Origin of the sequence: Pseudomonas sp. NPDC089752, from assembly GCF_044748725.1 — a bacterium.
Taxonomy (GTDB): domain Bacteria; phylum Pseudomonadota; class Gammaproteobacteria; order Pseudomonadales; family Pseudomonadaceae; genus Aquipseudomonas.
The window spans coordinates 39477-64649 of sequence record NZ_JBIVGP010000004.1; the positions used below are offsets into that span (position 1 = coordinate 39477).

Annotated in this window: 22 protein-coding genes and 1 pseudogene; 13 read left to right on the top strand and 10 right to left on the bottom strand. The window is 63.3% G+C overall.

The genetic code is table 11. The features are described 5' to 3' along the window. Window positions 1–243: 243 nt before the first annotated feature. The 6 genes from gcvH (at window position 244) to ACIPZF_RS07640 (ending at window position 7322) form a co-directional block, all read left to right on the top strand. Window positions 244–627, top strand: a complete 384-nt coding sequence (gene gcvH / locus ACIPZF_RS07615) for a glycine cleavage system protein GcvH (protein WP_400797237.1) — start codon at window positions 244–246, stop codon at window positions 625–627. 11 nt (window positions 628–638) lie between these two features. After that, complete coding sequence (gcvP, locus tag ACIPZF_RS07620) at window positions 639–3494, top strand: aminomethyl-transferring glycine dehydrogenase (RefSeq protein WP_400797240.1); 2856 nt, start codon at window positions 639–641, stop codon at window positions 3492–3494. 150 nt (window positions 3495–3644) lie between these two features. Continuing rightward, complete coding sequence (locus tag ACIPZF_RS07625; protein WP_400797243.1) at window positions 3645–5021, top strand: L-serine ammonia-lyase; 1377 nt, start codon at window positions 3645–3647, stop codon at window positions 5019–5021. A gap of 27 nt (window positions 5022–5048) precedes the next feature. Further along, entirely contained in the window at window positions 5049–6170 is a 1122-nt protein-coding gene (gene gcvT / locus ACIPZF_RS07630) for a glycine cleavage system aminomethyltransferase GcvT (protein ID WP_400797245.1), read from the top strand. A gap of 356 nt (window positions 6171–6526) precedes the next feature. Further along, window positions 6527–6739, top strand: a complete 213-nt coding sequence (locus ACIPZF_RS07635) for a cold-shock protein (protein WP_400797248.1) — start codon at window positions 6527–6529, stop codon at window positions 6737–6739. 94 nt (window positions 6740–6833) lie between these two features. Then, complete coding sequence (locus ACIPZF_RS07640; protein WP_400797251.1) at window positions 6834–7322, top strand: RDD family protein; 489 nt, start codon at window positions 6834–6836, stop codon at window positions 7320–7322. A gap of 52 nt (window positions 7323–7374) precedes the next feature. Here ACIPZF_RS07640 and lptG read toward each other — a convergent pair whose 3' ends face one another. Continuing rightward, window positions 7375–8436 (bottom strand): LPS export ABC transporter permease LptG, encoded by a 1062-nt coding sequence (lptG, locus tag ACIPZF_RS07645; RefSeq protein WP_400797253.1) that lies wholly within the window; start codon window positions 8434–8436, stop codon window positions 7375–7377. Beyond that, window positions 8429–9544, bottom strand: coding sequence for an LPS export ABC transporter permease LptF (gene lptF / locus ACIPZF_RS07650; RefSeq protein ID WP_400797256.1), 1116 nt, complete (start codon window positions 9542–9544; stop codon window positions 8429–8431). The genes lptG and lptF overlap by 8 nt, the downstream gene beginning before the upstream one ends. Window positions 9545–9833: 289 nt before the next feature. Here lptF and ACIPZF_RS07655 point away from each other — a divergent pair, with 289 nt between their 5' ends. The 5 genes from ACIPZF_RS07655 to rlmF all read left to right on the top strand — a co-directional run bounded on the left by ACIPZF_RS07655 (window position 9834) and on the right by rlmF (window position 16335). Further along, window positions 9834–11327 carry a leucyl aminopeptidase gene (locus tag ACIPZF_RS07655; RefSeq protein WP_400797258.1) on the top strand — a complete coding sequence of 498 codons (1494 nt, stop codon included), beginning with the start codon at window positions 9834–9836 and terminating at the stop codon, window positions 11325–11327. A gap of 50 nt (window positions 11328–11377) precedes the next feature. Then, window positions 11378–11806 (top strand): DNA polymerase III subunit chi, encoded by a 429-nt coding sequence (locus tag ACIPZF_RS07660; protein ID WP_400797261.1) that lies wholly within the window; start codon window positions 11378–11380, stop codon window positions 11804–11806. A gap of 5 nt (window positions 11807–11811) precedes the next feature. Next, on the top strand, window positions 11812–12171 hold the full coding sequence (locus ACIPZF_RS07665; RefSeq protein ID WP_400797264.1) for a DNA polymerase III subunit chi: 360 nt from the start codon (window positions 11812–11814) through the stop codon (window positions 12169–12171). A 196-nt stretch (window positions 12172–12367) separates the two neighbouring features. Beyond that, window positions 12368–15214 carry a valine--tRNA ligase gene (locus tag ACIPZF_RS07670; protein ID WP_400797267.1) on the top strand — a complete coding sequence of 949 codons (2847 nt, stop codon included), beginning with the start codon at window positions 12368–12370 and terminating at the stop codon, window positions 15212–15214. A 170-nt stretch (window positions 15215–15384) separates the two neighbouring features. Then, complete coding sequence (gene rlmF / locus ACIPZF_RS07675; protein ID WP_400797269.1) at window positions 15385–16335, top strand: 23S rRNA (adenine(1618)-N(6))-methyltransferase RlmF; 951 nt, start codon at window positions 15385–15387, stop codon at window positions 16333–16335. Between the two features lie 51 nt (window positions 16336–16386). On the opposite strand, the gene ACIPZF_RS07680 is transcribed toward rlmF, so the two are convergent. Further along, the gene (locus ACIPZF_RS07680; RefSeq protein ID WP_012316055.1) at window positions 16387–16668 is read right to left on the bottom strand and encodes an HU family DNA-binding protein; all 282 of its coding nucleotides are present in this window, start codon (window positions 16666–16668) and stop codon (window positions 16387–16389) included. Window positions 16669–17061: 393 nt separating this feature from the next. Here ACIPZF_RS07680 and yejK point away from each other — a divergent pair, with 393 nt between their 5' ends. Further along, window positions 17062–18069: a nucleoid-associated protein YejK gene (gene yejK / locus ACIPZF_RS07685; protein ID WP_400797272.1), complete on the top strand. Its 1008-nt coding sequence runs from the start codon at window positions 17062–17064 to the stop codon at window positions 18067–18069. On the opposite strand, the gene ACIPZF_RS07690 is transcribed toward yejK, so the two are convergent. The 4 genes from ACIPZF_RS07690 to ACIPZF_RS07705 form a co-directional block, all read right to left on the bottom strand. After that, window positions 18070–18354 (bottom strand): GIY-YIG nuclease family protein, encoded by a 285-nt coding sequence (locus tag ACIPZF_RS07690; RefSeq protein WP_400797275.1) that lies wholly within the window; start codon window positions 18352–18354, stop codon window positions 18070–18072. It lies immediately after the preceding gene. Between the two features lie 5 nt (window positions 18355–18359). Further along, window positions 18360–18830 (bottom strand): nuclear transport factor 2 family protein, encoded by a 471-nt coding sequence (locus tag ACIPZF_RS07695; protein ID WP_400797278.1) that lies wholly within the window; start codon window positions 18828–18830, stop codon window positions 18360–18362. Between the two features lie 163 nt (window positions 18831–18993). Continuing rightward, window positions 18994–20274: a CynX/NimT family MFS transporter gene (locus ACIPZF_RS07700; protein WP_400797281.1), complete on the bottom strand. Its 1281-nt coding sequence runs from the start codon at window positions 20272–20274 to the stop codon at window positions 18994–18996. A gap of 13 nt (window positions 20275–20287) precedes the next feature. After that, window positions 20288–20938, bottom strand: a complete 651-nt coding sequence (locus ACIPZF_RS07705; RefSeq protein WP_400797284.1) for a FadR/GntR family transcriptional regulator — start codon at window positions 20936–20938, stop codon at window positions 20288–20290. A 140-nt stretch (window positions 20939–21078) separates the two neighbouring features. Here ACIPZF_RS07705 and ACIPZF_RS07710 point away from each other — a divergent pair. Continuing rightward, window positions 21079–21900, top strand: a pseudogene (locus ACIPZF_RS07710) (alkaline phosphatase family protein); the annotation flags it as partial. 45 nt (window positions 21901–21945) lie between these two features. Here the strand turns inward: ACIPZF_RS07710 and hisC are convergent. The 3 genes from hisC to hisG form a co-directional block, all read right to left on the bottom strand. Continuing rightward, window positions 21946–22995 (bottom strand): histidinol-phosphate transaminase, encoded by a 1050-nt coding sequence (gene hisC, locus ACIPZF_RS07715; RefSeq protein ID WP_400797287.1) that lies wholly within the window; start codon window positions 22993–22995, stop codon window positions 21946–21948. A gap of 2 nt (window positions 22996–22997) precedes the next feature. Then, a complete protein-coding gene (gene hisD / locus ACIPZF_RS07720) occupies window positions 22998–24323 on the bottom strand; it encodes a histidinol dehydrogenase (protein ID WP_400797290.1) in 1326 nt (441 codons plus the stop codon). A 126-nt stretch (window positions 24324–24449) separates the two neighbouring features. Then, window positions 24450–25085, bottom strand: a complete 636-nt coding sequence (gene hisG, locus ACIPZF_RS07725) for an ATP phosphoribosyltransferase (protein ID WP_400797293.1) — start codon at window positions 25083–25085, stop codon at window positions 24450–24452. Between the last annotated feature and the right edge of the window lie 88 nt (window positions 25086–25173).

A 25173-nucleotide genomic window follows, 5' to 3' on the forward strand; every position in this document is an offset into this window, starting at 1 on the left:
GTATTGATTTCGATACGCAGCTATTCCAGACCCACTCTGCAAGGTTTTGATCCGGCAGATCTTTTACTGGCGGATCAAACTGTAGCGTTTTCATTCCACAATGATCGCTCGTGCGCCTAATAAAAATAGATAACCATATGATTTGATTAGCTTTTTTTTGAATGGCCCCATTATTGCTCAGGAATCTTCAACCCAAGAGCGCGGACCCACCGCGCCCAACGCCCTGCTTCCCGAGGATTCCCCATGAGCGAGTTGCGTTTCACCGAAGATCACGAATGGCTGCGCGCCGAAGCTGACGGCAGCGTCACCGTAGGCATCACCGCCTACGCCCAGAACGCCTTGGGCGATGTGGTCTATGTGCAACTGCCGGAACTGCAGCACTACGAGAAGGGGGCCGAAGCCTCCACCGTCGAATCGGTCAAGGCCGCCAGCGGTGTGTACATGCCCCTCACCGGTGAAGTGGTCGCCGTCAACGATGGCCTCAACGACAGCCCCGAACTGGTCAACGAAGACCCGCTGGGCGAAGGCTGGTTCTTCCGCTTCATCCCCGCCGACATGAACGAAGTCACCGCCCTGCTCGACCAGGACGCCTACGACCGCCTGATCAAAGCCAACGACGACGCCTGAGGAACCTGACCATGACCATCAACCTCGGCACCGCCAACGAATTCATCGCCCGCCACATCGGCCCACGCGCCGCTGACGAGCAGGCCATGCTGGCCACCCTGGGCTTCGACTCGCTGGAAGCGATGAGCGCCGCTGTCATCCCTGACAGCATCAAGGGCACCAGCGTGCTCGGCTCGGAAGACGGCCAGAGCGAAGCTGACGCCCTCGCGTCGCTCAAGGCCATCGCCGGCAAGAATGAGCTGTTCAAGAATTTCATTGGCCAGGGTTACTACAACACCCATACCCCGGCACCGATCCTGCGCAACCTGCTGGAAAACCCAGCCTGGTACACCGCCTACACCCCGTATCAACCCGAAATTTCCCAAGGCCGCCTGGAAGCCCTGCTGAACTTCCAGACCCTGATCAGCGACCTCACCGGCCTGCCGATCGCCAACGCCTCCCTGCTCGACGAAGCCACCGCTGCCGCCGAGGCCATGACCTTCTGCAAGCGCCTGTCGAAGAACAAGGCCAGCCATGCCTTCTTCGCTTCCGTGCACTGCCACCCACAAACTCTCGACGTGCTGCGCACGCGTGCCGAACCCCTGGGCATCGAGATCGTGGTCGGCGATGAGCGTGAACTGAGCGACGTCAGCCCCTTCTTCGGCGCATTGTTGCAGTACCCGGCCAGTAACGGTGAAGTGTTCGACTACCGTGAGCTGGTGCAGCGCCTGCACGCGGCCAACGCCCTGGTCGCGGTGGCTGCCGACCTGCTGGCCCTGACCCTGCTGACCCCGCCAGGCGAGTTCGAGGCCGACGTGGCCATCGGCAGCGCCCAGCGCTTTGGCGTGCCCCTGGGCTTTGGCGGCCCGCACGCGGCTTACTTCGCCACCCGTGATGCATTCAAGCGCGACATGCCGGGCCGCCTGGTCGGCGTGTCGATCGACCGCTTCGGCAAGACTGCCCTGCGCCTGGCCATGCAGACCCGCGAGCAGCACATCCGCCGCGAAAAGGCTACCAGCAACATCTGCACCGCCCAGGTGCTGCTGGCCAACATCGCCAGCATGTACGCCGTCTACCACGGCCCGGCTGGGCTCAAGCGCATCGCCGAGCGCACCCATGCGCTGACCGCGATCCTCGCCGCTGGCCTGACGGGGCTGGGCCTGGAAATCGTCGGCGAGACCGCCTTCGACACCCTGACCCTGGCCACCGGCAGCGCCACTGCAGCCCTGCACGATAAAGCCCGCAGCCAGCGCATCAACCTGCGCCAGATCGATGCCGATCACCTGGGCCTGTCGCTCGACGAAACCAGCACTCAGGCGGACGTCGAGGCACTGTGGCAATTGTTCGCTGGCGAGCAGCCGCAACCGGGCTTCGCCGCCCTGGCTGCCAGCACCGGCTCACGCCTGCCGGCCGCCCTGCTGCGCCAGTCGGCCATCCTCGAACACCCAGTGTTCAACCGCTACCACAGCGAAACCGAGCTGATGCGTTACCTGCGCCGCCTGGCCGACAAGGACCTGGCGCTGGACCGCAGCATGATCCCGCTGGGCTCGTGCACCATGAAACTCAACGCCGCCAGCGAAATGATCCCGGTGACCTGGGCCGAATTCGGCAGCCTGCACCCGTTCGCCCCGGCCGAGCAAAGCCAGGGCTACCAGCAGCTGACCCGCGAACTGGAAGCCATGCTCTGCGCCGCCACCGGCTATGATGCCGTGTCGCTGCAACCCAACGCCGGTTCCCAGGGCGAGTACGCGGGCCTTTTGGCCATCCGTGCCTACCACCGCAGCCGCGGCGAAAGCCATCGCGACATCTGCCTGATCCCCTCCTCGGCCCACGGCACCAACCCGGCGACCGCGCACATGGCCGGCATGCGTGTGGTGGTCACCGCCTGTGATGCCCGCGGCAACGTCGATGTCGAGGACCTGCGCGCCAAGGCCATCGAGCACCGCGAGCGCCTGGCCGCGATCATGATCACCTACCCGTCGACCCACGGCGTGTTCGAAGAAGCGATCGGCGAAATCTGCGCGATCATCCACGACAACGGCGGCCAGGTATACATCGATGGCGCCAACATGAACGCCATGGTCGGCCTGTGCGCCCCAGGCAAGTTCGGCGGCGACGTTTCGCACCTGAACCTGCACAAGACCTTCTGCATCCCGCACGGCGGTGGCGGCCCGGGCGTCGGCCCGATTGGCGTCAAATCGCACCTGGCGCCGTTCCTGCCTGGCCACGCCCAGCTGGAAAACCGCGAAGGCGCGGTGTGCGCAGCGCCGTTCGGCAGCGCCAGCATCCTGCCGATCACCTGGATGTACATCCGCATGATGGGTGGTGCCGGCCTCAAGCGCGCCTCGCAGATGGCGATCCTCAACGCCAACTACATCGCCCGTCGCCTGGAAGAGCACTATCCTGTTCTGTATACCGGCGGCAATGGCCTGGTCGCCCACGAGTGCATCCTCGACCTGCGCCCGCTCAAGGACACCAGCGGCATCAGCGTCGACGACGTGGCCAAGCGCCTGATCGATTTCGGCTTCCACGCCCCGACCATGTCGTTCCCGGTGGCCGGTACGCTGATGATCGAACCGACCGAAAGTGAGTCCAAGGAAGAGCTGGACCGCTTCTGCGATGCGATGATCCAGATCCGCGAAGAGATTCGCGCCGTGGAAAATGGCAGCCTGGACAAGGACGACAACCCGCTGAAAAACGCTCCGCACACCGCGGCCGAGCTGGTTGGCGAATGGGCCCACGGCTACAGCCGCGAGCAGGCGGTGTACCCGCTGCCGAACCTGGTTGAGAGCAAGTACTGGCCGCCGGTAGGCCGGGTCGACAACGTGTTCGGTGACCGCAACCTGGTCTGCGCCTGCCCGTCGATCGAGAGCTATCAGGACGCCTGAGAGCTTTCAGAGGCTGCTAGTTCACTGTGGGAGCGGCTTTAGCCGCGAAGCAAGCGACGCGGTGCATGGCACCGGCTTCGCCGGTGTTCGCGGCTGAAGCCGCTCCCACAGATCTATCCTCAAGCTGACCAGACTGGCAGGAGGTCCACCATGTCATTGAGCGTCTTCGACCTGTTCAAGATCGGCATCGGCCCCTCCAGTTCCCATACGGTCGGCCCGATGCGCGCCGCCGCACGTTTCGCCGAAGGCCTGCGCCGCGACGGCTTGCTGGCCAGCACGGCCAGCGTCAAGGCCGAGCTGTATGGCTCGCTGGGCGCCACCGGCAAGGGCCACGGCAGCGACAAGGCGGTGTTGCTCGGCCTCGAAGGCGAGCACCCCGACACCGTCGACACCGAAGCCATCCCCGCCCGCCTGCAGGCGATCCGCAGCAACGGCCACCTGCGCCTGCTCGGCGAACACGACATCGCCTTCGATGAAAAGCAGCACCTGGCGATGATTCGCAAGCCGTTGGCCTATCACCCCAACGGCATGATCTTCCGCGCCTTCGACGCCGCCGGATTACAGATCCGCAGCCGCGAGTACTACTCGGTCGGCGGCGGTTTCGTGGTCGATGAGGATGCCGCTGGGCAGGACCGTATCGTCGAGGACAGCACCGTTCTGGCCTATCCATTCACCACCGCCAAGCAGCTGCTCGCACATTGCACTACGGAACACCTGTCGGTGAGCCAAGTGATGCTGGCCAACGAGGCAGCCTGGCGGCCGGAGGCCGAGACGCGTGCCGGACTGCTGCGCATCTGGCAGGTGATGCAGGATTGCGTCGAGGCCGGCTACCGGCATGAAGGCATCTTGCCGGGTGGACTGAAGGTCAAGCGGCGCGCGCCGGCGCTGTACCGCCAACTCAGCCAGCACCCGGAAGCCAACCTGCGCGATGCACTGTCGGTACTCGACTGGGTCAACCTGTACGCCCTGGCGGTCAACGAAGAGAACGCCTATGGCGGGCGCGTGGTCACTGCGCCCACCAATGGCGCGGCCGGCATCGTCCCGGCGGTGCTGCACTACTACATGCGCTTCGTCCCGGGTGCCAGTGAAGACGGCGTGGTGCGCTTCCTGCTCACCGCCGCGGCCATCGGCATCCTGTACAAGGAAAACGCCTCGATCTCCGGTGCCGAGGTCGGTTGCCAGGGCGAGGTCGGCGTGGCCTGCTCGATGGCCGCCGGGGCCTTGTGCGAAGTGATGGGCGGCAGCGTGCAACAGGTCGAGAACGCCGCCGAGATCGGAATGGAACACAACCTGGGCCTGACCTGCGACCCGATTGGCGGGTTGGTCCAGGTGCCCTGCATCGAGCGCAACGCCATGGGCTCGGTGAAGGCCATCAACGCGGTGCGCATGGCCTTGCGCGGCGACGGGCAGCACTACGTGTCGCTCGACAAGGTCATCCGCACCATGCGCCAGACCGGCGCCGACATGAAAAGCAAATACAAGGAGACCGCCCGCGGCGGTCTGGCCGTCAACATCATCGAATGTTGACCCGACAACAAACCTGAGGAGCCATCGATGTCCGAAACACTGCACAAGACCCCGCTGCACGCCCTACACCTGGAACTGGGCGCGCGCATGGTGCCATTCGCCGGCTTCGACATGCCGGTGCAGTACCCGCTGGGCGTGATGAAGGAACACCTGCACACCCGCGAGCAGGCCGGCCTGTTCGACGTCTCGCACATGGGCCAGATCATCCTGCGCGGTGCCGATGCCGCCGCAGCGTTGGAAAGCCTGGTGCCGGTGGACATCATCGACCTGCCGGTGGGCATGCAGCGCTACGCCATGTTCACCAATGAGCAAGGCGGCATCCTCGACGATCTGATGGTCGCCAATCTGGGTGATGACACCCTGTTCCTGGTGGTCAACGCCGCCTGCAAGGACCAGGACCTGGCCCACCTGCAGCAGCACATAGGTGCCCGCTGCGAAATCCAGCCGCTGTTCGAGGAGCGTGCCCTGCTCGCCCTGCAAGGCCCTGCAGCGGTCAAGGTGCTGGAGCGCCTGGCCCCGGAAGTGGCCAGCATGACCTTCATGCAGTTCCGCCCGATGGTCCTGCTGGGCGAAGACTGCTTCGTCAGCCGTTCGGGCTACACCGGTGAAGATGGTTATGAAATCTCGGTGCCGACCAAGGCCGCCGAAGCCCTGGCCCGCCGCCTGCTGGCCGAGCCGGAAGTACAACCCATCGGCCTGGGCGCGCGCGACTCGCTGCGCCTGGAGGCTGGCCTGTGCCTGTACGGGCATGACATGGACACCAGAACCACGCCGGTCGAGGCCAGCCTGCTCTGGGCGGTGTCCAAAGTGCGACGTGCCGAGGGCGCCCGCGCAGGCGGCTTCCCTGGCGCCGAAGCGATCTTCGAACAGCAGCAATCGGGCGTGGCGCGCAAACGTGTGGGCCTGCTGCCGCAGGAACGCACCCCAGTGCGTGAAGGCGCAGAGATCGTCGACGCATCTGATAAACCGGTGGGCAAAGTCTGCAGCGGTGGTTTCGGCCCGACACTCGGCGCACCCGTCGCAATGGGTTATGTCGATATCGAACATGCCGCACTCGATACACCCTTGTTTGCGCTAGTGCGCGGTAAGAAGGTTGCCCTTAAAGTCAGCAAAATGCCTTTCGTGGCGCAACGTTACTATCGCGGTTGAAGACGGAACATGAGGTTTGCGAGCAGGTTCGACTTATTCGATTTCGAACCTGCCCAATAACTTTTGAACATGGCGCCAGCCCAGGCGCCATGCAGTTTCCAGGGAAACGTGCGGTTATCGAAAAAAGCGCCGTTTTCCATTCGACCAAGGGCTTGTTTTTTTCTTGAGAGTTGGCGTAGAGTCTCTGCACTGTGTTTGCATGGGTCGCAACAGTTCGTGACCTGGGCCAGTAGCCGCAATCTGCTACAACCCGTTCGACGTGACTTACTTTCCAGCAACCCAGCCCAGTAATCTTTCACTTTTAATAACGTGAAAGTAACTGTCACCAAAATTTAAGATTTTTAGGAAATAAGACAATGGCTGAGCGTCAGAACGGTACCGTCAAGTGGTTCAATGACGAGAAAGGTTACGGCTTCATCACTCCAGAAAGCGGCCCGGACCTGTTCGTGCACTTCCGCGCTATTCAGGGCAATGGTTTCAAGAGCCTGAAAGAAGGCCAGAAAGTGACCTTCGTGGCAGTGCAGGGCCAAAAAGGCATGCAGGCAGACGAAGTTCAGCCAGAATCCTGATAATCGTAAAAAAAGCCCCTGCGTTGACGCGCAGGGGCTTTTTTGTGCCCGCAATTCCATAGAATGGGCTTTTGCCACATGGAGCTGTCGAGCGATGTCCACGCGCCCCCTCTTTCCCCAGGGTGATTTCCCACCGGTTGGCCTCGGCCGTCGCCTGGCGGCGATGTTCTATGACTTCCTGCTCTGCACGGCGCTGCTGATCGTCACCGCAGGCGCCTACAAGATGATCCAGATGGCGGTCATCGGCGAGGCGCGCATGCGTGAACTGACCGACGCTGGCGCGCTGGATGGCGACCCACTGCTGTCTACGATCCTGCTGTTCGCGCTGTTCGGGTTCTTTGCCAAGTTCTGGACCCACGGCGGGCAGACCCTGGGCATGCAGGTGTGGGGCGTGCGCGTGCAGAATGCCGATGGCAGTGCGATCAGCCTGTGGCAGGCGCTGTTGCGCTTTGTAGTATCGATCGCTTCGTGGCTGTGCCTGGGCCTGGGATTCTTCTGGTCGTTGATGGACAAGCGCAAACGCGGCTGGCACGACATCTATTCAGAAACGCAGCTTGTACGGGTGCCGAAACAGAAGAAATGACACGCAAAAAAAAGCCGACCTCAAGGTCGGCTTTTTTATAGCGCTCAGGCGGTCATCCCGCCCTGCGCATCAACCACAAGCCTGCCAGGGCGCAAATACCTGCCGGGATCACCACCGCCAGCAGCGGTGGGAAGCCAAACACCTGGCTCGAAGGGCCAAGCAGGTCGCCGGCAATGCGGAACACGAAGCCCACCAGCACACCGGTGAACACCCGTTGCCCGAGGGTTACCGAACGCAGCGGGCCAAAGATGAAGGAAATCGCCATCAGCACCAGTGCGGCGGTCACTGCCGGTTGCAGCACCTTGGTCCAGAACGCCAGCCAGTAGCGGGCATTGTTCAGGCCCTGGTCGGACAGGTAGTGGATGTAGTCCCACAGGCCGGTGATCGATAGCGACTCCGGCGCCAGCACCACGGTGTTGAGCAACTGTGGCGTCACGGAAACGTCCCACTGCTCTTCCGCGCTTTTGACCACCTCGGTGTGATCGCCACGGAAATAGGTGGTGCTGACATCGCTGAGCACCCAGTGATCGTCCTGGTAACGCGCCCGACGGGCGAAGCTCGAGGTGACGATCTTGCGCTCGTCGTCGAAACGGTAGCGGGTCACGCCCAGCAGCAGGCCGTTGGGCTGCACCGAGTTGATGTGCACGAACTCATCGCCCTGGCGGTGCCACATGCCGCGCTTGGAACTCTGCGCTTCGCCTCCGCCCTGGGCCAGGGAACGGTCGGCCTGGGCCTTGTTCTCGCTGACAGGGGCTACGTATTCGCCGATCAGCAGGCCGACCAGCATCAGCACCAGCATCGGTTTCATCACGGCCCAGACGATGCGGCCGATGGAAACCCCGGCGGCACGCATGATGGTCAGTTCGCTGCTGCTGGCGAGGCTGCCCAAGCCGATCAGGCAGCCGATCAATGCAGCCATCGGCAGCATGTCATAGAGCCGGCGCGGCGCAGTCAGCAGCGTGAACCAGCCAGCATCGAGGACCGTGTAGGTATCGCTCAGGTCGCCCATCTCGTCGATGAAGGCGAACAGCGAAGCCAGGCCGAGGATGATGCCCAGCACCGCGAGGATGGCCAGCAGCACGCTCATGCCGATGTAACGGTCGAGCTTAGCCATGGGCCACCTCCGCACGACGGGCAGCGCGTTTGAGGCGCAGCGGCTCCCAGTACATCAGCCCCAGGCCGATGAGCAGGAACAGCCCATGGACCCACCACATGCCCAGGGCGATCGGCAATTTGCCTTTCTCCAGGGCGCCACGTACGGAAATCAGCATCGTCAGGTAGGCCATGTACAGAAGAATCGCCGGCAGCAGCTTGAGGAAGCGGCCCTGGCGCGGGTTGACCCGGGCCAGCGGCACCGCAAGCAGGGTCACGATGAACACCAGGATCGGCAGCGAGATGCGCCATTGCAGCTCGGCGCGTTCGCGCAGGCCGTCCTGCCCGATCAGTTGCGATGTTGGAATGGCCTCGCGCTCGGTCACTTCCTCGCTGACTTCAGGCTTGGGCAGCAGCACGCCATAGGTGTCGTACTTGATCGCGCGGTAGTCGGCCTGGCCGGGGTTGCCGTCATAGCGGTAGCCGTTCTGCAGCACCAGGTAGCGGTTGCCATCGGCCTGCACTTCCTGGTGGCCTTTTTCGGCAACCAGTACCGACGGTGCACGGTCCTTGGTCTTGTCCTGGTTGAAGCGTTTCTCGGAGATGAACACGCCGGTAAGGTTGCTGCGGTCATCGGTCAGCTCTTCGGTGTAGGTCACCCGCGAGCCGTCGCGCAGGGTCTGGAAGCGGCCCGGCACCAGGGTGTCGAACTCGGTCAGGGCATCCTGCTGGCCAATGATCTGCTGCACCTGGGCAACGCCCAGCGGCGCCAGGCTCAGGCTCAGCCAGGCCACCAGCAGCGCGACCAGCGCCGCCGGCGCCATGGTCATGCCGAGCAGGCGCTGCTGGCTCATGCCGGTGGCCGAGAGCACGGTCATTTCACTTTCCAGGTACAGCCGGCCGTAGGCCAGCAGAATACCGAGGAACAGCCCCAATGGCAGAATCAGCTGCAAGAAACCCGGCAGGCGGAAGCCCATGATCAGGAACAGCACGCTCGGGTCGAGCACGCCCTGGGCCGCCTGGGCCAGGTACTTGATGAAGCGCCCGCTCATGATGATCACCAGCAGCACGGCGCTGACGGCGCTCAAGGTCACGAGGACCTCGCGGGACAGATAACGAAAGACGATCAAACCAGACACTCCTGGGTTGTCAGGGGCGGACTGCCAAACAAAGGCTTACGACAGCCAAGACCAATGCCGGTTCGCCGGGGGCGAACCTCCTTGTAAAGTGCGCGCATTATCCTGTGATTGCCCTCGCCTGTCACTTGGCCGCGCATGAAGGCGGACAACGGGGTTGTCAGCACGCTTGCCAGAGGCTCAAACTGGCAGCTTTTCCACTGGCCCGCGAGCACGCGGCCAGGCCCGCCAAGAGCGCGAGCGTTCAACGCGCCACCTGCACAGATCATTCGGGGACCCTGACATGGAACTGGTTGTAAAAAGCGTAGCTGCTGCATCGGTAAAAACTGCCACTCTGGTCGTGGCGGTGGGTGAAGGGCGCAAGCTCGGCGCCGTTGCCAAGGCCATCGACCTGGCGGCAGACGGTGCCATCAGCGCCGTGCTCAAGCGTGGCGACCTGGCCGGCAAGCCTGGCCAGACCTTGCTGCTGCAGAGCTTGCCCGGTCTCAAGGCCGAGCGTGTGCTGCTGGTCGGCAGTGGCAAGGACGAAGCACTGGGTGACCGCGCCTGGCGCAAGCTGGTGGCCAGCGTCGCCGGCGTGCTCAAGGGCCTGAACGGCAGCGATGCGGTGTTGGCGCTGGATGACATCGCCGTCAACAACCGCGATGCCCATTACGGCAAATACCGCTTGCTGGCCGAAACCCTGCTCGACGGCGAATACGTGTTCGACCGTTTCAAGAGCCAGAAGGCCGAGCCCCGCACCCTGAAAAAGGTCACCCTGCTGGCTGAAAAAGCCGGCCTGGCCGAGGTCGAGCGTGCGGTCAAGCACGCCAGCGCCATCGCCACCGGCATGGCCTTCACCCGCGACCTGGGCAACCTGCCGCCCAACCTCTGCCACCCAAGCTTCCTTGCCGAGCAGGCCAAGGACCTGGGCAAGGCCCACAAAGGCCTCAAGGTCGAAGTGCTGGACGACAAGAAGATCAAGGACCTGGGCATGGGCGCGTTCTACGCCGTGGGCCAGGGCAGCGACCAGCCGCCACGCCTGATCGTGCTCAACTATCAGGGCGGCAAGAAGGCCGACAAGCCGTTCGTGCTGGTCGGCAAGGGCATCACCTTCGACACCGGCGGCATCAGCCTCAAGCCAGGCGCCGGCATGGATGAAATGAAGTACGACATGTGCGGCGCCGCCAGCGTGTTCGGCACCCTGCGCGCTGTGCTCGAACTGCAGCTGCCAATCAATCTGGTGTGCCTGCTGGCCTGCGCCGAAAACATGCCAAGCGGCGGCGCCACCCGCCCAGGCGACATCGTCACGACCATGAGCGGGCAAACCGTCGAGATCCTCAACACCGACGCCGAAGGCCGCCTGGTGCTGTGCGATACCCTGACCTACGCCGAGCGCTTCAAGCCGCAGGCGGTCATCGACATCGCCACCCTGACCGGCGCCTGCATCGTCGCCCTGGGCAGCCACACCTCGGGCCTGATGGGCAACAATGACGATCTGGTCAGCCAACTGCTCGACGCCGGCAAACGCGCCGACGACCGTGCCTGGCAGCTGCCGCTGTTCGACGAGTACCAGGAACAGCTGGACAGCCCGTTCGCCGACATGGGCAACATCGGTGGCCCGAAAGCCGGCACCATCACCGCAGGCTGCTTCCTGTCGCGCTTTGCCAAGGCCTACAACTGGGCACACCTGGACATCGCCGGCACCGCCTGGATCAGCGGCGGCAAGGACAAGGGCGCCACTGGCCGCCCAGTGCCCCTGCTGACCCAGTACCTGCTCGATCGCGCCAGCGCCTGATGCCATGAGGCCGGCGGCGCCCTTGGCGCCACCGGTCGGCAGAGCCAGCCATGAGTAAAGTCGACTTCTACATTCTGCCCTCCGACTCGCTGTCGGCGCGGCTGGATTTCGCCTGCAAGCTGTGCGAGAAGGCCTGGCGCCTCGGGCACCGGGTCTACCTCCATTGCCAGGACGCCGAGCAGCGCAGTGAGCTGGATCAGCGCCTGTGGCGGTTCAAGGGCGAAGCTTTCGTGCCACATGACCTGGCCGAGGCGCATGCCGACGCCACCGTGGCCTTGGGCCTGGGCGACAGTGCCGGCGAGCACCGCGACTTGCTGATCAACCTGGGCGCCGATGTGCCGGGGTTCGTCGGGCAGTTCGAGCGGGTCGCCGAGATCGTTGTCGAAGAGGCCACTATCCGCCAATCCGCCCGCGAACGATTCCGTTTCTACCGCGAACAGGGCTATGCTCTGCAAGACCACCGCTTACAGCGACTTTGACGACGATGGACAAGCCTTCCGCCCTACCCGATTCCGCCCACCTGCTCGACGACCTGGAGTCGATTCGCCAGCTGTTGGGCGATGCTGACCTGCAACCACCGCTACTTACCGAGACGGTGGAGCAGATTCCACTGTTGCTCGACACCCCGGCCGGCAATCCTGCGCCAGTGCCTGCCGAGCCTGAGCTTGAAGACGATCCGCAAACCCGCCGGCAGGACACCCTGCTGCACCTGGAGAGCGAGCTGCGCGCTGCGGCGCAGTTGATCATGCAGGACGTGATCAACGACTTCACCCCGCATATCGAGACCGAGATCAAGCGCCGGCTCGATGCCCGCATCGAGCGGTTGATCAAGCGTTCGGAATAAAATCCTGGGGCCGCCCTGCGGCCCATTCGCGGGGCAAGCCCGCTCCCACATGCTCCACTAATGCCTGCATTCCTCTTTGGGAGCGGGCTTGTCCCGCGAATGGGCTGTAAAGCAGCCCCAGCGGCTGTCGCCTCAACCCCCCACCTCCGTTATACTTCCCGGCTTTCCCGAATAAATGCACAGGGTCCCGCCGCGCATGGATAAGACCTACCAGCCGCACGCCATCGAAACTTCCTGGTACAACACCTGGGAGTCCGAGAACTATTTCGCTCCACAAGGTGCAGGCGAGTCCTACACCATCATGATCCCGCCACCGAACGTGACGGGCAGCCTGCACATGGGCCACGGTTTCAACAACGCCATCATGGACGCGTTGATCCGTTTCCGCCGCATGCAAGGCCGCGACACCCTGTGGCAGCCGGGTACCGACCACGCCGGTATCGCCACCCAGATGCTGGTCGAGCGCCAGCTCGAAGCCAAGGGCCAGAATCGCCACGACCTGGGCCGTGAAGCCTTCCTGGACAAGGTCTGGGAATGGAAAGAACAGTCCGGTGGCAACATCAGCCGTCAGATTCGTCGCCTGGGTTCGTCCGTGGACTGGAGCCGCGAGCGCTTCACCATGGACGACGGCCTGTCCGAAGCGGTCAAGGAAGCCTTCGTGCGCCTGCATGAAGACGGCCTGATCTACCGCGGCAAGCGCCTGGTCAACTGGGACACCAAGCTGCACACGGCGATTTCCGACCTCGAAGTGGAAAACCACGACGAGAAGGGCCACCTGTGGAACCTGCGCTACCCGCTGGCCGACGGCGCCAAGACTGCCGATGGCAAGGACCACCTGGTGGTTGCCACCACCCGTCCGGAAACCCTGCTGGGTGACGCCGCCGTCGCGGTCAACCCGAATGACGAGCGCTATCAGGCACTGATCGGCAAGTTCGTCGAGCTGCCGCTGGTCGGCCGCCGCATCCCGATCATCGCCGATGATTACTGCGACCCCGAGTTCGGCACTGGCTGCGTGAAGATCACCCCGGCCCATGACTTCAACGACTACGAAGTCGGCAAGCGCCACAACCTGCCGCTGCTCAACATCTTCGACAAGAACGCCCTGGTGCTGTCCGCCGCCCAGGCCTTCAACCTTGACGGCAGCGTTAACGAGCAGGCCGACACCGCCCTGCCCGCCCAATATGCCGGCCTCGACCGCTTCGTCGCACGCAAGCAGATCGTCGCCGACCTGGACGCCCAGGGCTTGCTGGTCAGCATCGACGACCACGCGCTGAAAGTGCCGAAGGGCGACCGCTCCGGCACCATCATCGAGCCGTGGCTGACCGACCAGTGGTACGTCTCCACCAAGCCGCTGGCAGAGCCTGCCATCGCCGCCGTGGAAGATGGCCGCATCCAGTTCGTGCCCAAGCAGTACGAAAACATGTACTTCTCGTGGATGCGTGACATCCAGGACTGGTGCATCAGCCGTCAGCTGTGGTGGGGCCACCGCATCCCGGCCTGGTACGACGAGGCCGGCCAGGTCTATGTCGGCCGCAACGAGCAAGAAGTGCGCGCCAAGCACAACCTCGGTGCCGACGTGGTGCTGCGCCAGGACGACGACGTGCTCGACACCTGGTTCAGCTCGGGGCTGTGGACCTTCTCCACCCTCGGCTGGCCGGAGCAGACCGAATTCCTCAAGAAATTCCACTCCACCGACGTACTGGTCACGGGCTTCGACATCATTTTCTTCTGGGTTGCCCGGATGATCATGCTGACCATGCACCTGATCAAGAACGAGGATGGCACCCCGCAGGTGCCGTTCAAGACCGTGTACGTGCACGGCCTGGTGCGTGATGGCCAGGGCCAGAAAATGTCCAAGTCCAAGGGCAACGTCCTGGACCCGCTGGACATCGTCGACGGCATCACCCTCGACGCCCTGCTGGAAAAACGCACCAGCGGCATGATGCAGCCAAAACTTGCCGAGAAGATCGCCAAGCAGACCAAGGCCGAATTCCCGGAAGGCATCGCCAGCTACGGCACCGACGCCCTGCGCTTCACCTTCTGCTCGCTGGCCTCCACCGGCCGCGACATCAAGTTCGACATGGGCCGCGTCGAAGGCTACCGCAACTTCTGCAACAAGATCTGGAACGCTGCTCGTTACGTGCTGGACAAGGGCGAGGATTGCGGCCAGAACGGCGAGGCCTACGAGCTGTCGCTGGCCGACCGCTGGATCATCTCGCAGCTGCAGCGCACCGAAGCCGAAGTGACCCGCCAGCTCGAGCAGTTCCGCTTCGACCTGGCCAGCCAGGCGCTGTACGAGTTCATCTGGAACCAATATTGCGACTGGTACCTGGAGCTGTCCAAGCCGGTGCTGTGGGACGAAAACGCCCCGGTCGAGCGCGCCCGCGGCACCCGTCGCACGCTGGTGCGCGTGCTGGAAGTGGCGCTGCGCCTGGCCCATCCGTTCATGCCGTTCATCACCGAAGAAATCTGGCAGCGCATCGCGCCGCTGGCCGGCATCGACGGCAAGACCATCATGCTGCAGCCGTGGCCGGTGGCTAACGAAGCACGCATCGACGCCGCCGCCGAAGGCGACATCGAATGGCTCAAGGAACTGATGGTCGGCCTGCGCAACATCCGCGCCGAGATGAACATCGGCCCAGGCAAGCCGCTGCCGCTGTTCCTGAAGAACGCCAACGCCGATGACCAGCGTCGCCTGCAGGAAAACGAAGCCCTGCTGAAGAAGCTGGCCAAGGTCGAGTCGTTCACCGTGCTCGGCGAAGCCGACGAAGCGCCGTTGTCGGCTACCGCACTGGTAGGCGATCTGCAGGTGCTGGTGCCGATGGCCGGGCTGATCGACAAGGACGCCGAGCTGGCGCGCCTGAACAAGGAAATCCAGCGCCTGCAAGGTGAAGTGCAACGTGTCGGCGGCAAGCTGTCCAACGCCGCCTTCGTCGACAAGGCCCCCCCTGCGGTGATCGAGAAGGAGCGCGCCAAGCTGGCCGAGTCCGAGCAGGCCCTGGCCAACTTCACCGAGCAGCATGCGCGGATTGCTGCGCTGTAACCTGACAGCGCTGATCTGACCGGCGAGGGCTTCGCCCTCGTTCGCGGCACAAGGCCGCTCCCACAGGAGAAAGTAGCCAGTGATGGCTCCACTATCCTGTGGGAGCGGCCTTGTGCCGCGAATGGGCCGCACAGCGGCCCCAGGCCAGCGATGCCCAATTGGATTCAAGAATGACCCAGAAACCCACGCTTCACCCGCGCAACCGCCACCAGGGCCGCTACGACTTCCCAAGCCTGATCAAGGCCCACCCTGACCTGGCTCGCTTCACCATCACCAACCCCCACGGCAAACCCAGCATCGACTTCGCCAACCCCGAAGCCGTGCGGGTGTTCAACCGTGCGCTGCTCAAGGCCCAGTACGGCATCCAGCACTGGGACATCCCGGCCGACTACCTGTGCCCGCCCATCCCCGGCCGCGCCGACTACCTGCATGTGGCCGCCGACCTGCTGGCCGAAGACAATGGCGGTGAAGTGCCCAGCGGCGCCCAGGTGCGTGCGCTGGACATCGGCGTCGGCGCCAACTGCATCTACCCTCTGCTCGGCCACAGCGACTACCGCTGGCGCTTCCTCGGTTCGGACATCGACCCGGTGGCACTGGCATCGGCCAAGGCCATCGTCCAGGCCAACGGCCTGAGCAAAGGCATTGCCCTGCGCCAGCAAGCCAATGCCAAACACATCCTCACTGGCCTGCTGCAGGCGGACGAGCGCTTCGACCTGACCCTGTGCAACCCGCCCTTCCACGCCTCACGCGAGGAAGCCACCCGTGGCAGCCAGCGCAAGTGGAAAAACCTCGGCAAGCAGGACCCCAAGCGCAAGCTACCCGTGCTCAACTTCGGCGGGCAGAACAATGAGCTGTGGTGCGAGGGGGGCGAGATTCGCTTCGTCAGCCAGTTGGTCGGCGAAAGCGTGCAATACGCACAGCAGGTGCTGTGGTTCACCAGCCTGGTGTCCAAGGCCAGCAACCTGCCCGGTATCGAAGCGACGCTGAAAAAGGCCGGCGCCAAGGCCGTGCGCATTGTCGAGATGGGCCAAGGCCAAAAGCAGAGCCGCATGGTCGCCTGGAGCTTCCATGACGACACCGCACGCCAGGCCTGGCACGCTTCGCGCAAATCGCAGGCATGAAAAAACCGCGCCCGGGCAAGCCGGGCGCGGTTTCGTCAAAGCGTCAACAAATTACTTGTTGATGGCGTCGGTCAGCGACTTGGCTGGAACGAACTTGACGACCTTCTTGGCAGCGATTTCGATGGCTGCGCCAGTCGAAGGGTTGCGGCCGGTACGGGCAGGACGCTCGGAGACTTTCAGCTTGCCGATGCCTGGCAGAGTGATTTCAGCGCCGTTTTCCAGTTGGTCGGCAACGATCTGGCCCAGTTGCTCCAGAGCGTTCTTGGCGGTGGCTTTTGGCTGAGCGATCGACTCGGCGATATCGGCAATCAGTTGGTCTTTGGTCAATGCCATGGTGGTGTTCCTTCCCTATCAAATTCAGTGGTTATGCAGCGCGCTATGACGTTATCGGGCCAGCCCCTGAATGCTGGAGGGCCGCGCCAATCGGGCATGTAGATGCGTAAATCGGCGTTTGGTTCGACACGCCGCAAGCGCGCTGCCAGCAATGCGCCACCCGAGGTGCGCAAGACCGCGCAAAGCTACCACAGGAAAGGATAAATATCCGCTGCCCGCTTCAATTTAGTGCAGGTTTTTCGGGGGTTTCAGCCGAAAACGCAAAAAATTGAACAAAAAATCAACAACCGGCATTTCTGCCAACATCCGGCCACTGCATCACCTGTGGTCTGCGGTAAACTGGCCCACTTTTACGCGCGGCGCCTGACCGCGCCCCGACCCACCGAGAATTCCATGCCAATCCGTCATTGCATCGTTCACCTGATCGACAAGAAGCCCGATGGCAGCCCCGCCGTGCTCCATGCTCGGGATACCGAGCTGGGCGCATCGGACGCGATCGAAAACCTGCTGGCCGACCTCAACGACAGCTACAACGCCAAGCAAGGCAAAGCCTGGGGCTTCTTCCACGGCGAATCCGGCGCTTACCCGCTGAGCGGCTGGCTGAAGCAGTATCTGGAAGACGAGAAGGACTTCGCCGCCTTCAGCCGGGTGGCCGTCGAACACCTGCAAAAGCTGATGGAAGAATCCAATCTCTCCACCGGCGGCCACATCCTGTTCGCCCACTACCAACAAGGCATGACCGACTACCTGGCCATCGCCCTGCTGCACCATAGTGAAGGAGTGGCAGTGAACGCCGAGCTGGATGTGACGCCGTCACGCCATCTGGACCTGGGCCAGTTGCACCTGGCAGCGCGCATCAACCTGTCGGAATGGAAGAACAACCAGAACTCCAAGCAATACATCTCGTTCATCAAGGGCAAGAACGGCAAGAAAGTCTCGGACTACTTCCGCGACTTCATCGGCTGCCAGGAAGGCGTCGACGGCCCGGGTGAAACCCGCACCCTGCTCAAGGCCTTCAGCGATTTCGTCGAAAGCGAGGACCTGCCCGAGGAGTCTGCTCGGGAGAAGACCCAGACCCTGGTCGAGTACGCCACCACCCAGACCAAGCTGGGCGAGCCGGTGACCTTGGAAGAGCTGTCGAGCCTGATCGACGAAGACCGCCCGAAAGCGTTTTACGACCACATCCGCAACAAGGATTACGGCCTGTCACCGGAGATTCCGGCGGATAAACGCACCCTCAATCAGTTCCGCCGCTTCACCGGGCGCGCCGAAGGCTTGTCGATCAGCTTCGAAGCGCACCTGCTGGGGGATAAGGTGGAGTATGACGAGGTGGCCGGCACGCTGATCATCAAGGGCCTGCCGACCCAGCTGGTGGATCAGCTCAAGCGCCGCAAGGACTGATCAGCCGCCTGCATAGGAGGCGACCAACGCCTCCTTCGCCGACTTGCGCAACTTCTTCACCAGGCGCTCCTGACGCAACGCCTCGCCCTTGTCCGGCCACTGTTCGACATAGACCAGCGCCTGCGCCGGGCTGGTCTTGAAATAGCGCGCACCCTGCCCCTTCTGATGCGCCACGAAGCGCCGCTGAGGGTCGTCGCTGATACCACAGTACAAGGAACCATTGGCGGCCCGCACCAGATACAGGTACCACGGCTTGCACGTGGAGGTTTCGGCAACTTCGCTCACAGTGGTCAACGCGCCTGCTGGAACGTACGCAGGCCTTTGAACGCCTGCTGACGCACCTTGTTCTGCAACATCGGCGACCAGCCCAACAACACCCCCGGGGCACCCAGCGCCTGCCGCGACCAGCGCCACAGGTCGAAACTGTCGTCATGCTGGCAGATCAGCCCGTCGCGGATGACGAAGCGCGCCTGGATGTCGTTGACCACAGTGCGGCCGGTCTGGCTGAACAGGTAGGTCGCCACCCAATGGGCACTGGCGCTGCGCTCGTCTGCGCGGACCTGGTCGAACGTCAGCGAAAAGTCCTTGGCACGGCTGGTCAGCATGCGCCACATGTCACCCGCATCACGACCGCGCAAGGTACCGAATACCGGGTCGCTGAACACGATGTCCTCGCTGTAGCAGGCCACCATCGCCTCGGCGTCCAGGCGCTGGAAGGCTTGATAGAAGCGGGTGATCAGGTCGCGGTTGGCATCGCTCATGGGCTGGTCCGTCCTGGGATTGGGAAGCTGCACGATAATCTGCCTCAATCGCTTATGCCAGTGCCGGCCTCTTCGCGGGGCAAGCCCGCTCCCACAGAAGGCTGTAGTGAACCTGTGGGAGCGGGCTTGCCCCGCGAAAGGGCCGGCACTGGCGGAACAAGGTTCAGACTTTTTCGCTGCTCACCTGCACATGCAGCGCCCGCCCTGCCCCAAGACCGAACACGATGGCACCCACGCCCAACACCGCGAAAATCCACCCCACCGCCGCCCAGCCGCCAGTCAGATCATGCACCAGCCCCACCGCGAACGGCCCCATGGAGGCCAGGGTGTAACCCACGCCCTGGGCCATGCTCGACAGGTTGGCCGCCACATGGGCGTCCCTGGAGCGCAGCACGATCAGCGTCAGTGCCAGGGCAAAGGTCCCGCCCTGCCCCAACCCGAGTAGCACCGCCCAGCCCCACAGCCCGGTAAGGGGCGCGTACAGGCACCCGAACAGGCCGGCCAAGGTGATCAGCATGACTACCACGATCGCCAGCCGTTGGTCTTTGCCCCGGGTCGCCAACCAGGGTGCGCTGAGCGAGCTGACCAGTTGCACGATCACCGAACCGGAAAGCACCAGGCCCGCTTCGGTAGGGCTCAGGCCACGGCCAATCAAGATCGACGGCAACCAGCCGAAGACGATATACGCCAGCGACGACTGCAAACCCATGTACAAGGTCACCTGCCAGGCCAGCGGATCACGCCACAGGCCACGCACCCGGTAAGCCACCTTGTGCAAGCCATGCCCCTGGCGCGCCTGGGGGAGCCAGACCAGCATGGCCAGCAATGCCGGGATCATCCAGAAGCCCAGGCCAAGCGCCCAACTGCCCTCGAAGCGTTCAGTCAGCGGCACCGTCGCGCCAGCCGCCATGGCCGCGCCCAGGCACAGGGCCATGGTGTAGACCCCGGTCAGAGTGCCGGCATGCTTGGGGAAGTCGCGCTTGACGATGCCCGGCAACAACACGCCGATGATGCCGATGCTGGCACCGGCCAGCACACTGCCCAGAAACACCCCGGCCTCGCCAAATACGCTGCGTACCAGGATGCCCAGGGCCAGGGTCGAGAGAATGCCGAGGATTACCCGCTCACTGCCGAAACGGCGGGCAAGGACTGGCGCCAGCGGCGCGAACAGGCCCAGGCACAGTACCGGCAGGGTGGTCAGCAAACCTGCCTGTGAAGCACTCAGGCCCAGGCCCTCGCTCACCAGGCCAAGCACGGGGGCCATGCTCGAAAGGGCCGGCCGCAGGTTCAGCGCCACCAGCACCAGGCCCAGCAACAGCAACCAGGGCCGTTTCAGCAGTACCGGCTGGTGCTGCACTTGCGCATCATCGGCTTCGGCATCGATCAGCAGTTCTTCGATCTCCCGCTCGCGGGCGGGGGTGTCACGGATGATTGGTTCAGCCATGGCCTTCTCGTTATCAGGATTCGATAAGGGTCCGGCTCAGGCGCTTGGCCCGCTCCGGATCACGTTGTTCGATGGCGTCGAGGATCTGCCCATGCAGGTCGAAGGTCGCCTGGCAGCGTGGGGCGCTGGCCATGTTGTGCTGCAGCGCCGCGGCCACGACACCTGAGAAATAGCGGTACAGCTCGCTCAGTGCCGGATTGTGCGCAGCGTCGATCAGGCATTGGTGAAACACCATATCGCAGCTGATATAGGCATCGACGTCACCATGAAAGTGTTCGGCGCTGCCGGTGAGCGCCGCGCGCAGGCTCAGCAGGTCGGCATCGGTACGCCGCAGTGCGGCCAGGCCGATGGCCTCGGTTTCGAGGATGTGACGGGTCTCCCGGGCCTGCTCCAAGGTGCAGCGTGACATCGCCTGTACGGCCAGCAGCGGATCCTGGCTGGTGCGCAGGTAACTGCCGTCGCCTTGGCGGATTTCCACCAGGCCACTGAAGGCGAGCACGCGCATGGCTTCGCGCACTGTGTTGCGGCTGATACCAAATTCGAGGGCCAGTTCCGGTTCGGTTGGCAGGCGCTGCCCTACCCGCCAGTCGCCTTCGAGGATGCGTTCACGCATGCGATCGACGGCGAGTTCGACCAGAGATCGTCTGGACAGCTCAGTACTCATGCTCACTCAACCAATCATCCGATGAATTTATCTAGCTTAAGCCAGCACAGTGAATGAAGTAAATCACCTGGTATTTCTACCAGTTGAACACGCGATGGCTTGCTGCAACGCTTTGTGCTCATATCAAAGGACTTCGAGCAATGCCCCTATATAGATCGCTTCTGCTGTCCTGTTTGCTATTGGCAGGTTGCGACCCCACGCCACAGGTATTGCAGCCTAAAACGTTGATCGTCGGAATGGACGGCGTTCAGTATGAAGAATATCTAAAGCTCGGCGATTCGACTGCCCTGAAGCGTCTGAAGGTCAGGGAGGCATTCACCGGCGGCGTCATCGGCACTGAAAGCCAGCAAAAGACGGTGAGCGGCCCCGGATGGATATCAATGCTCACCGGCGTGTGGGCCAACAAGCATGGTGTCGTCTCCAATGAACTTCACCTGCGCGTCGATCCGGCCTATCCCAGCCTGTTCAAACGTCTGCGCGAGGCAGAGCCTAACGCCTACCTTTCCAGCGTGGTGAACTGGTCCCCCATCAATACGGCCTTCCTGCTGCAGGACGCCCATGACAACAACGTGCGCGAAAGCGGCTTGCCGGATGAACGCGTCACTGCCCGGGCACTGGAGATCCTCACAAACACATCTGCCGACTTCACCTTCATTCAACTGGATGACCCCGACATAGCAGGTCACAGCCACGGCTTCGGTCCCGAGTACCAGCAAGCGCTGCGTGAGGTCGACGCGCGGCTGGGGCAACTGCTGGACAAAGTCGCCGAACGCAGCGCAAAAAACCCGCTTGAAGACTGGCTGGTGATCGTCAGCACCGACCACGGGCGTGAGAAGGTATCAGGCAAGGGACATGGGGGCCAAACGAAAAGCGAACGGAAAATTTTCATTGCCAGCAACAAACTGCTGAGCGAAGCGACGCTGCCGCAAACAGCGGTCGCTGCGATCGTGCTTCGCCACATGGTCGTGGAACCATAGTGCGGGGGCCGTTGGACGCCCCTACGACGATCAGCCCAAAGCGTCGATCAACGCCTGGTTCATTTCCGGCGTACCGATGGTGATACGCAGGAACTGGGCGATGCGCTGCTGCTTGAAGTGGCGCACGATCACCCCTTGTTCACGCAGACGCGCCGCCAGCTGCGCCGCATCTTCCTGCGGGTGGCGTGCGAAGATGAAGTTGGCAGCCGAAGGCAGTACTTCGAAGCCTTTGGCGGTCAACTGCTCGATCAATGCTTCGCGGCTGTCGATCACCTTGCGGCAAGTTTCTTCGAAGTAGGCCTGGTCTTCGAAGGCGACTGCGGCGCCAACGATCGCCATGCGGTCCAACGGGTAGGAGTTGAAGCTGTTCTTGATCCGCTCCAACGCCTCGATCAGATCCGGGTGCCCCACCGCCAGGCCAACACGCAGGCCGGCCAACGAACGTGACTTGGACAGAGTCTGAGTCACCAGCAGGTTGTCGTAGCGGCCCACCAGGCTGATGGCCGTTTCGCCACCGAAGTCGATGTAGGCTTCATCCACCACCACCACCGAGTCGCGGTTGGCTTGCAACAGTTGCTCGACCGCCTGCAGCGGCATCAGGCAGCCGGTCGGCGCATTGGGGTTGGGGAAGATGATTCCAGCGTTGGGCTTGGCGTAGTCCTCCACGCGGATCTGGAACTGCTCATCCAGCGGTACCTGCTCGAACGGGATGCCGTACAGGCCGCAATACACCGGGTAGAAGCTGTAGCTGACATCCGGGAACAGCAGCGCGCCGCGATCGTGCTGGAACAGGCCGTGGAAGATGTGCGCCAGCACCTCGTCCGAACCGTTGCCGACGAATACCTGACTGGGCGTTACCCCGTAATACTCGGCTACCGCCTGCTTGAGCCGGTCACTGTTCGGGTCGGGGTACAACCGCAGGTTGTCGCTGAGCTCTGCGCGCATGGCTTCCAGCGCCTTGGGCGACGGGCCATAGGGGTTCTCGTTGGTGTTCAGCTTGACCAGCCGTGCCAGCTTGGGCTGCTCGCCCGGGACGTAAGGCACCAGGTCCTTGACGAAGGGGCTCCAGAATCGACTCATGCTCAGTTCCCCTTGTCTTGGGTGAGGATACGGTATTCGGCACTGCGGGCGTGGGCGGTCAGCGACTCGCCACGGGCCAGGACCGAGGCGGTGTGGCCCAGCTCGGAAGCGCCCTGCTCGGAGCAGAAGATGATCGACGAACGCTTCTGGAAGTCATACACCCCCAGCGGCGACGAGAACCGCGCGGTGCCGGAGGTCGGCAGCACGTGGTTGGGGCCGGCGCAGTAGTCGCCGAGCGCTTCGCTGGTGTGGCGGCCCATGAAGATCGCGCCGGCGTGGCGGATCTGCGGCAGCCAGGCCTGCGGGTCGGCGACCGACAGCTCAAGGTGCTCGGGCGCGATGCGGTTGGCCACCTCGATGGCTTGCTGCATGTCGCGCACCTGGATCAGCGCGCCACGGCCATTGATGGATTTTTCGATGATCTCGGCGCGCTCCATGGTCGGCATCAATTTGTCGATGCTGGCGGCGACGCGGTCGAGGAACTCGGCGTCCGGGCTGACCAGAATGGCCTGGGCATCTTCGTCGTGCTCGGCCTGGGAGAACAGGTCCATGGCGATCCAGTCCGGGTCGGTCTGGCCGTCGCAGACCACGAGGATTTCCGAAGGGCCGGCGATCATGTCGATACCGACCTGGCCGAACACGTGACGCTTGGCGGTTGCCACGTAGATGTTGCCCGGGCCGACGATCTTGTCGACTTGCGGCACGCTTTCGGTGCCATAGGCCAGGGCCGCTACCGCCTGTGCGCCGCCCACGGTGAATACGCGGTCGACTCCGGCGATGCAGGCCGCAGCCAGCACCAGTTCGTTGACTTCACCACGCGGCGTGGGCACGACCATGACCACTTCGGCGACACCGGCAACCTTGGCCGGGATGGCGTTCATCAACACCGACGATGGGTACGACGCCTTGCCGCCCGGCACATACAAGCCGGCGCGATCCAGTGGGGTGACCTTCTGGCCGAGCACGGTACCGTCGGCTTCGGTGTACTGCCAGGAGTCCTGCTTCTGCCGTTCGTGGTAGATGCGCACACGTTCGGCGGCTTTTTCCAGGGCCGCACGCTGGGTGTCGGTAATGCGGGTCAGGGCGAGCTCCAGGCGCTCACGGCCCAGAATCAGGTCATCGATGGACGTGGCATCGACGCCATCGAAACGCTGGGTGAATTCCACCAGCGCCGCATCGCCGCGTTCGCGCACGGCCTTGATGATGTCGAGCACGCGCTGGTTGACCGCGTCATCGGACACACTTTCCCAGCTCAGCAGATGATCCAGATGTCGGGCGAAATCCGGATCAGCGGCGTTGAGACGGGCAATTGCAGTGGACACGGTCATGGCGAGGGCCTCGATTATTAGCGAATGCTCAGGCGCCCTAGGCTACCAGTCCATCCGCGCGGGCACCCGAGAAAAGTGGCTATGACGCGGATAGACGGGCGCGGCAGCGAAGGCCGCGCACAGGGATCAGCCGCGGTGTCGCGATTCGACCGCTTGACGAAGCGTGTCGATCAGGCTCTGGATACGGGCATGCTGCATCTTCATGGAGGCCTTGTTGACCACCAGGCGCGAGCTGATCGTGGCGATCAGGTCCTGGGGCTCCAGGCCGTTGGCGCGCAGCGTATTGCCGGTGTCGACGACGTCGATGATCTTGTCGGCGAGGTTGATCAGCGGCGCCAGCTCCATCGAGCCGTACAGCTTGATGATGTCGACCTGGCGGCCCTGTTCGGCGTAATAGCGCTTGGCTACGTTGACGAACTTGGTGGCGACGCGCAGGCGGCCCTTGGGCTCTGGCGCACCGGTGACGCCCGCGGTCATCAGCTTGCACTGGGCGATCTGCAGGTCCAGCGGCTCGTACAGGCCCTGGCCGCCGTACTCCATCAGCACGTCCTTGCCCGCCACGCCGAGGTCGGCGGCGCCATGCTCGACATAGGTCGGCACGTCGGTGGCGCGCACGATCAGCAGGCGCACGTCGTCCTGGGTGGTGGGGATGATCAGCTTGCGGCTCTTGTCCGGATTCTCGGTCGGCACGATACCGGCCTCGGCCAGCAATGGCAGGGTATCGTCGAGGATGCGGCCTTTGGAAAGCGCGATGGTCAACATTGGAACGTCGGTCCTTAAGCGGCTACTGCCGGCCAGGTCATCGACCTGGCCGCATTCAATTGCTGTGTGGGAGCGGGCTAGCCCCGCG

What these genes read in the sequence shown, in the direction of transcription:
- gcvH (WP_400797237.1), top strand. Translation starts at nt 244, where the DNA reads ATGAGCGAGTTGCGTTTCACCGAAGATCACGAATGGCTGCGCGCCGAA.
- gcvP (WP_400797240.1), top strand. Translation starts at nt 639, where the DNA reads ATGACCATCAACCTCGGCACCGCCAACGAATTCATCGCCCGCCACATC.
- ACIPZF_RS07625 (WP_400797243.1), top strand. Translation starts at nt 3,645, where the DNA reads ATGTCATTGAGCGTCTTCGACCTGTTCAAGATCGGCATCGGCCCCTCC.
- gcvT (WP_400797245.1), top strand. Translation starts at nt 5,049, where the DNA reads ATGTCCGAAACACTGCACAAGACCCCGCTGCACGCCCTACACCTGGAA.
- ACIPZF_RS07635 (WP_400797248.1), top strand. Translation starts at nt 6,527, where the DNA reads ATGGCTGAGCGTCAGAACGGTACCGTCAAGTGGTTCAATGACGAGAAA.
- ACIPZF_RS07640 (WP_400797251.1), top strand. Translation starts at nt 6,834, where the DNA reads ATGTCCACGCGCCCCCTCTTTCCCCAGGGTGATTTCCCACCGGTTGGC.
- lptG (WP_400797253.1), bottom strand. Translation starts at nt 8,436, where the DNA reads ATGGCTAAGCTCGACCGTTACATCGGCATGAGCGTGCTGCTGGCCATC.
- ACIPZF_RS07655 (WP_400797258.1), top strand. Translation starts at nt 9,834, where the DNA reads ATGGAACTGGTTGTAAAAAGCGTAGCTGCTGCATCGGTAAAAACTGCC.
- ACIPZF_RS07660 (WP_400797261.1), top strand. Translation starts at nt 11,378, where the DNA reads ATGAGTAAAGTCGACTTCTACATTCTGCCCTCCGACTCGCTGTCGGCG.
- ACIPZF_RS07665 (WP_400797264.1), top strand. Translation starts at nt 11,812, where the DNA reads ATGGACAAGCCTTCCGCCCTACCCGATTCCGCCCACCTGCTCGACGAC.
- ACIPZF_RS07670 (WP_400797267.1), top strand. Translation starts at nt 12,368, where the DNA reads ATGGATAAGACCTACCAGCCGCACGCCATCGAAACTTCCTGGTACAAC.
- rlmF (WP_400797269.1), top strand. Translation starts at nt 15,385, where the DNA reads ATGACCCAGAAACCCACGCTTCACCCGCGCAACCGCCACCAGGGCCGC.
- ACIPZF_RS07680 (WP_012316055.1), bottom strand. Translation starts at nt 16,668, where the DNA reads ATGGCATTGACCAAAGACCAACTGATTGCCGATATCGCCGAGTCGATC.
- yejK (WP_400797272.1), top strand. Translation starts at nt 17,062, where the DNA reads ATGCCAATCCGTCATTGCATCGTTCACCTGATCGACAAGAAGCCCGAT.
- ACIPZF_RS07695 (WP_400797278.1), bottom strand. Translation starts at nt 18,830, where the DNA reads ATGAGCGATGCCAACCGCGACCTGATCACCCGCTTCTATCAAGCCTTC.
- ACIPZF_RS07700 (WP_400797281.1), bottom strand. Translation starts at nt 20,274, where the DNA reads ATGGCTGAACCAATCATCCGTGACACCCCCGCCCGCGAGCGGGAGATC.
- ACIPZF_RS07705 (WP_400797284.1), bottom strand. Translation starts at nt 20,938, where the DNA reads ATGAGTACTGAGCTGTCCAGACGATCTCTGGTCGAACTCGCCGTCGAT.
- hisC (WP_400797287.1), bottom strand. Translation starts at nt 22,995, where the DNA reads ATGAGTCGATTCTGGAGCCCCTTCGTCAAGGACCTGGTGCCTTACGTC.
- hisD (WP_400797290.1), bottom strand. Translation starts at nt 24,323, where the DNA reads ATGACCGTGTCCACTGCAATTGCCCGTCTCAACGCCGCTGATCCGGAT.
- hisG (WP_400797293.1), bottom strand. Translation starts at nt 25,085, where the DNA reads ATGTTGACCATCGCGCTTTCCAAAGGCCGCATCCTCGACGATACCCTG.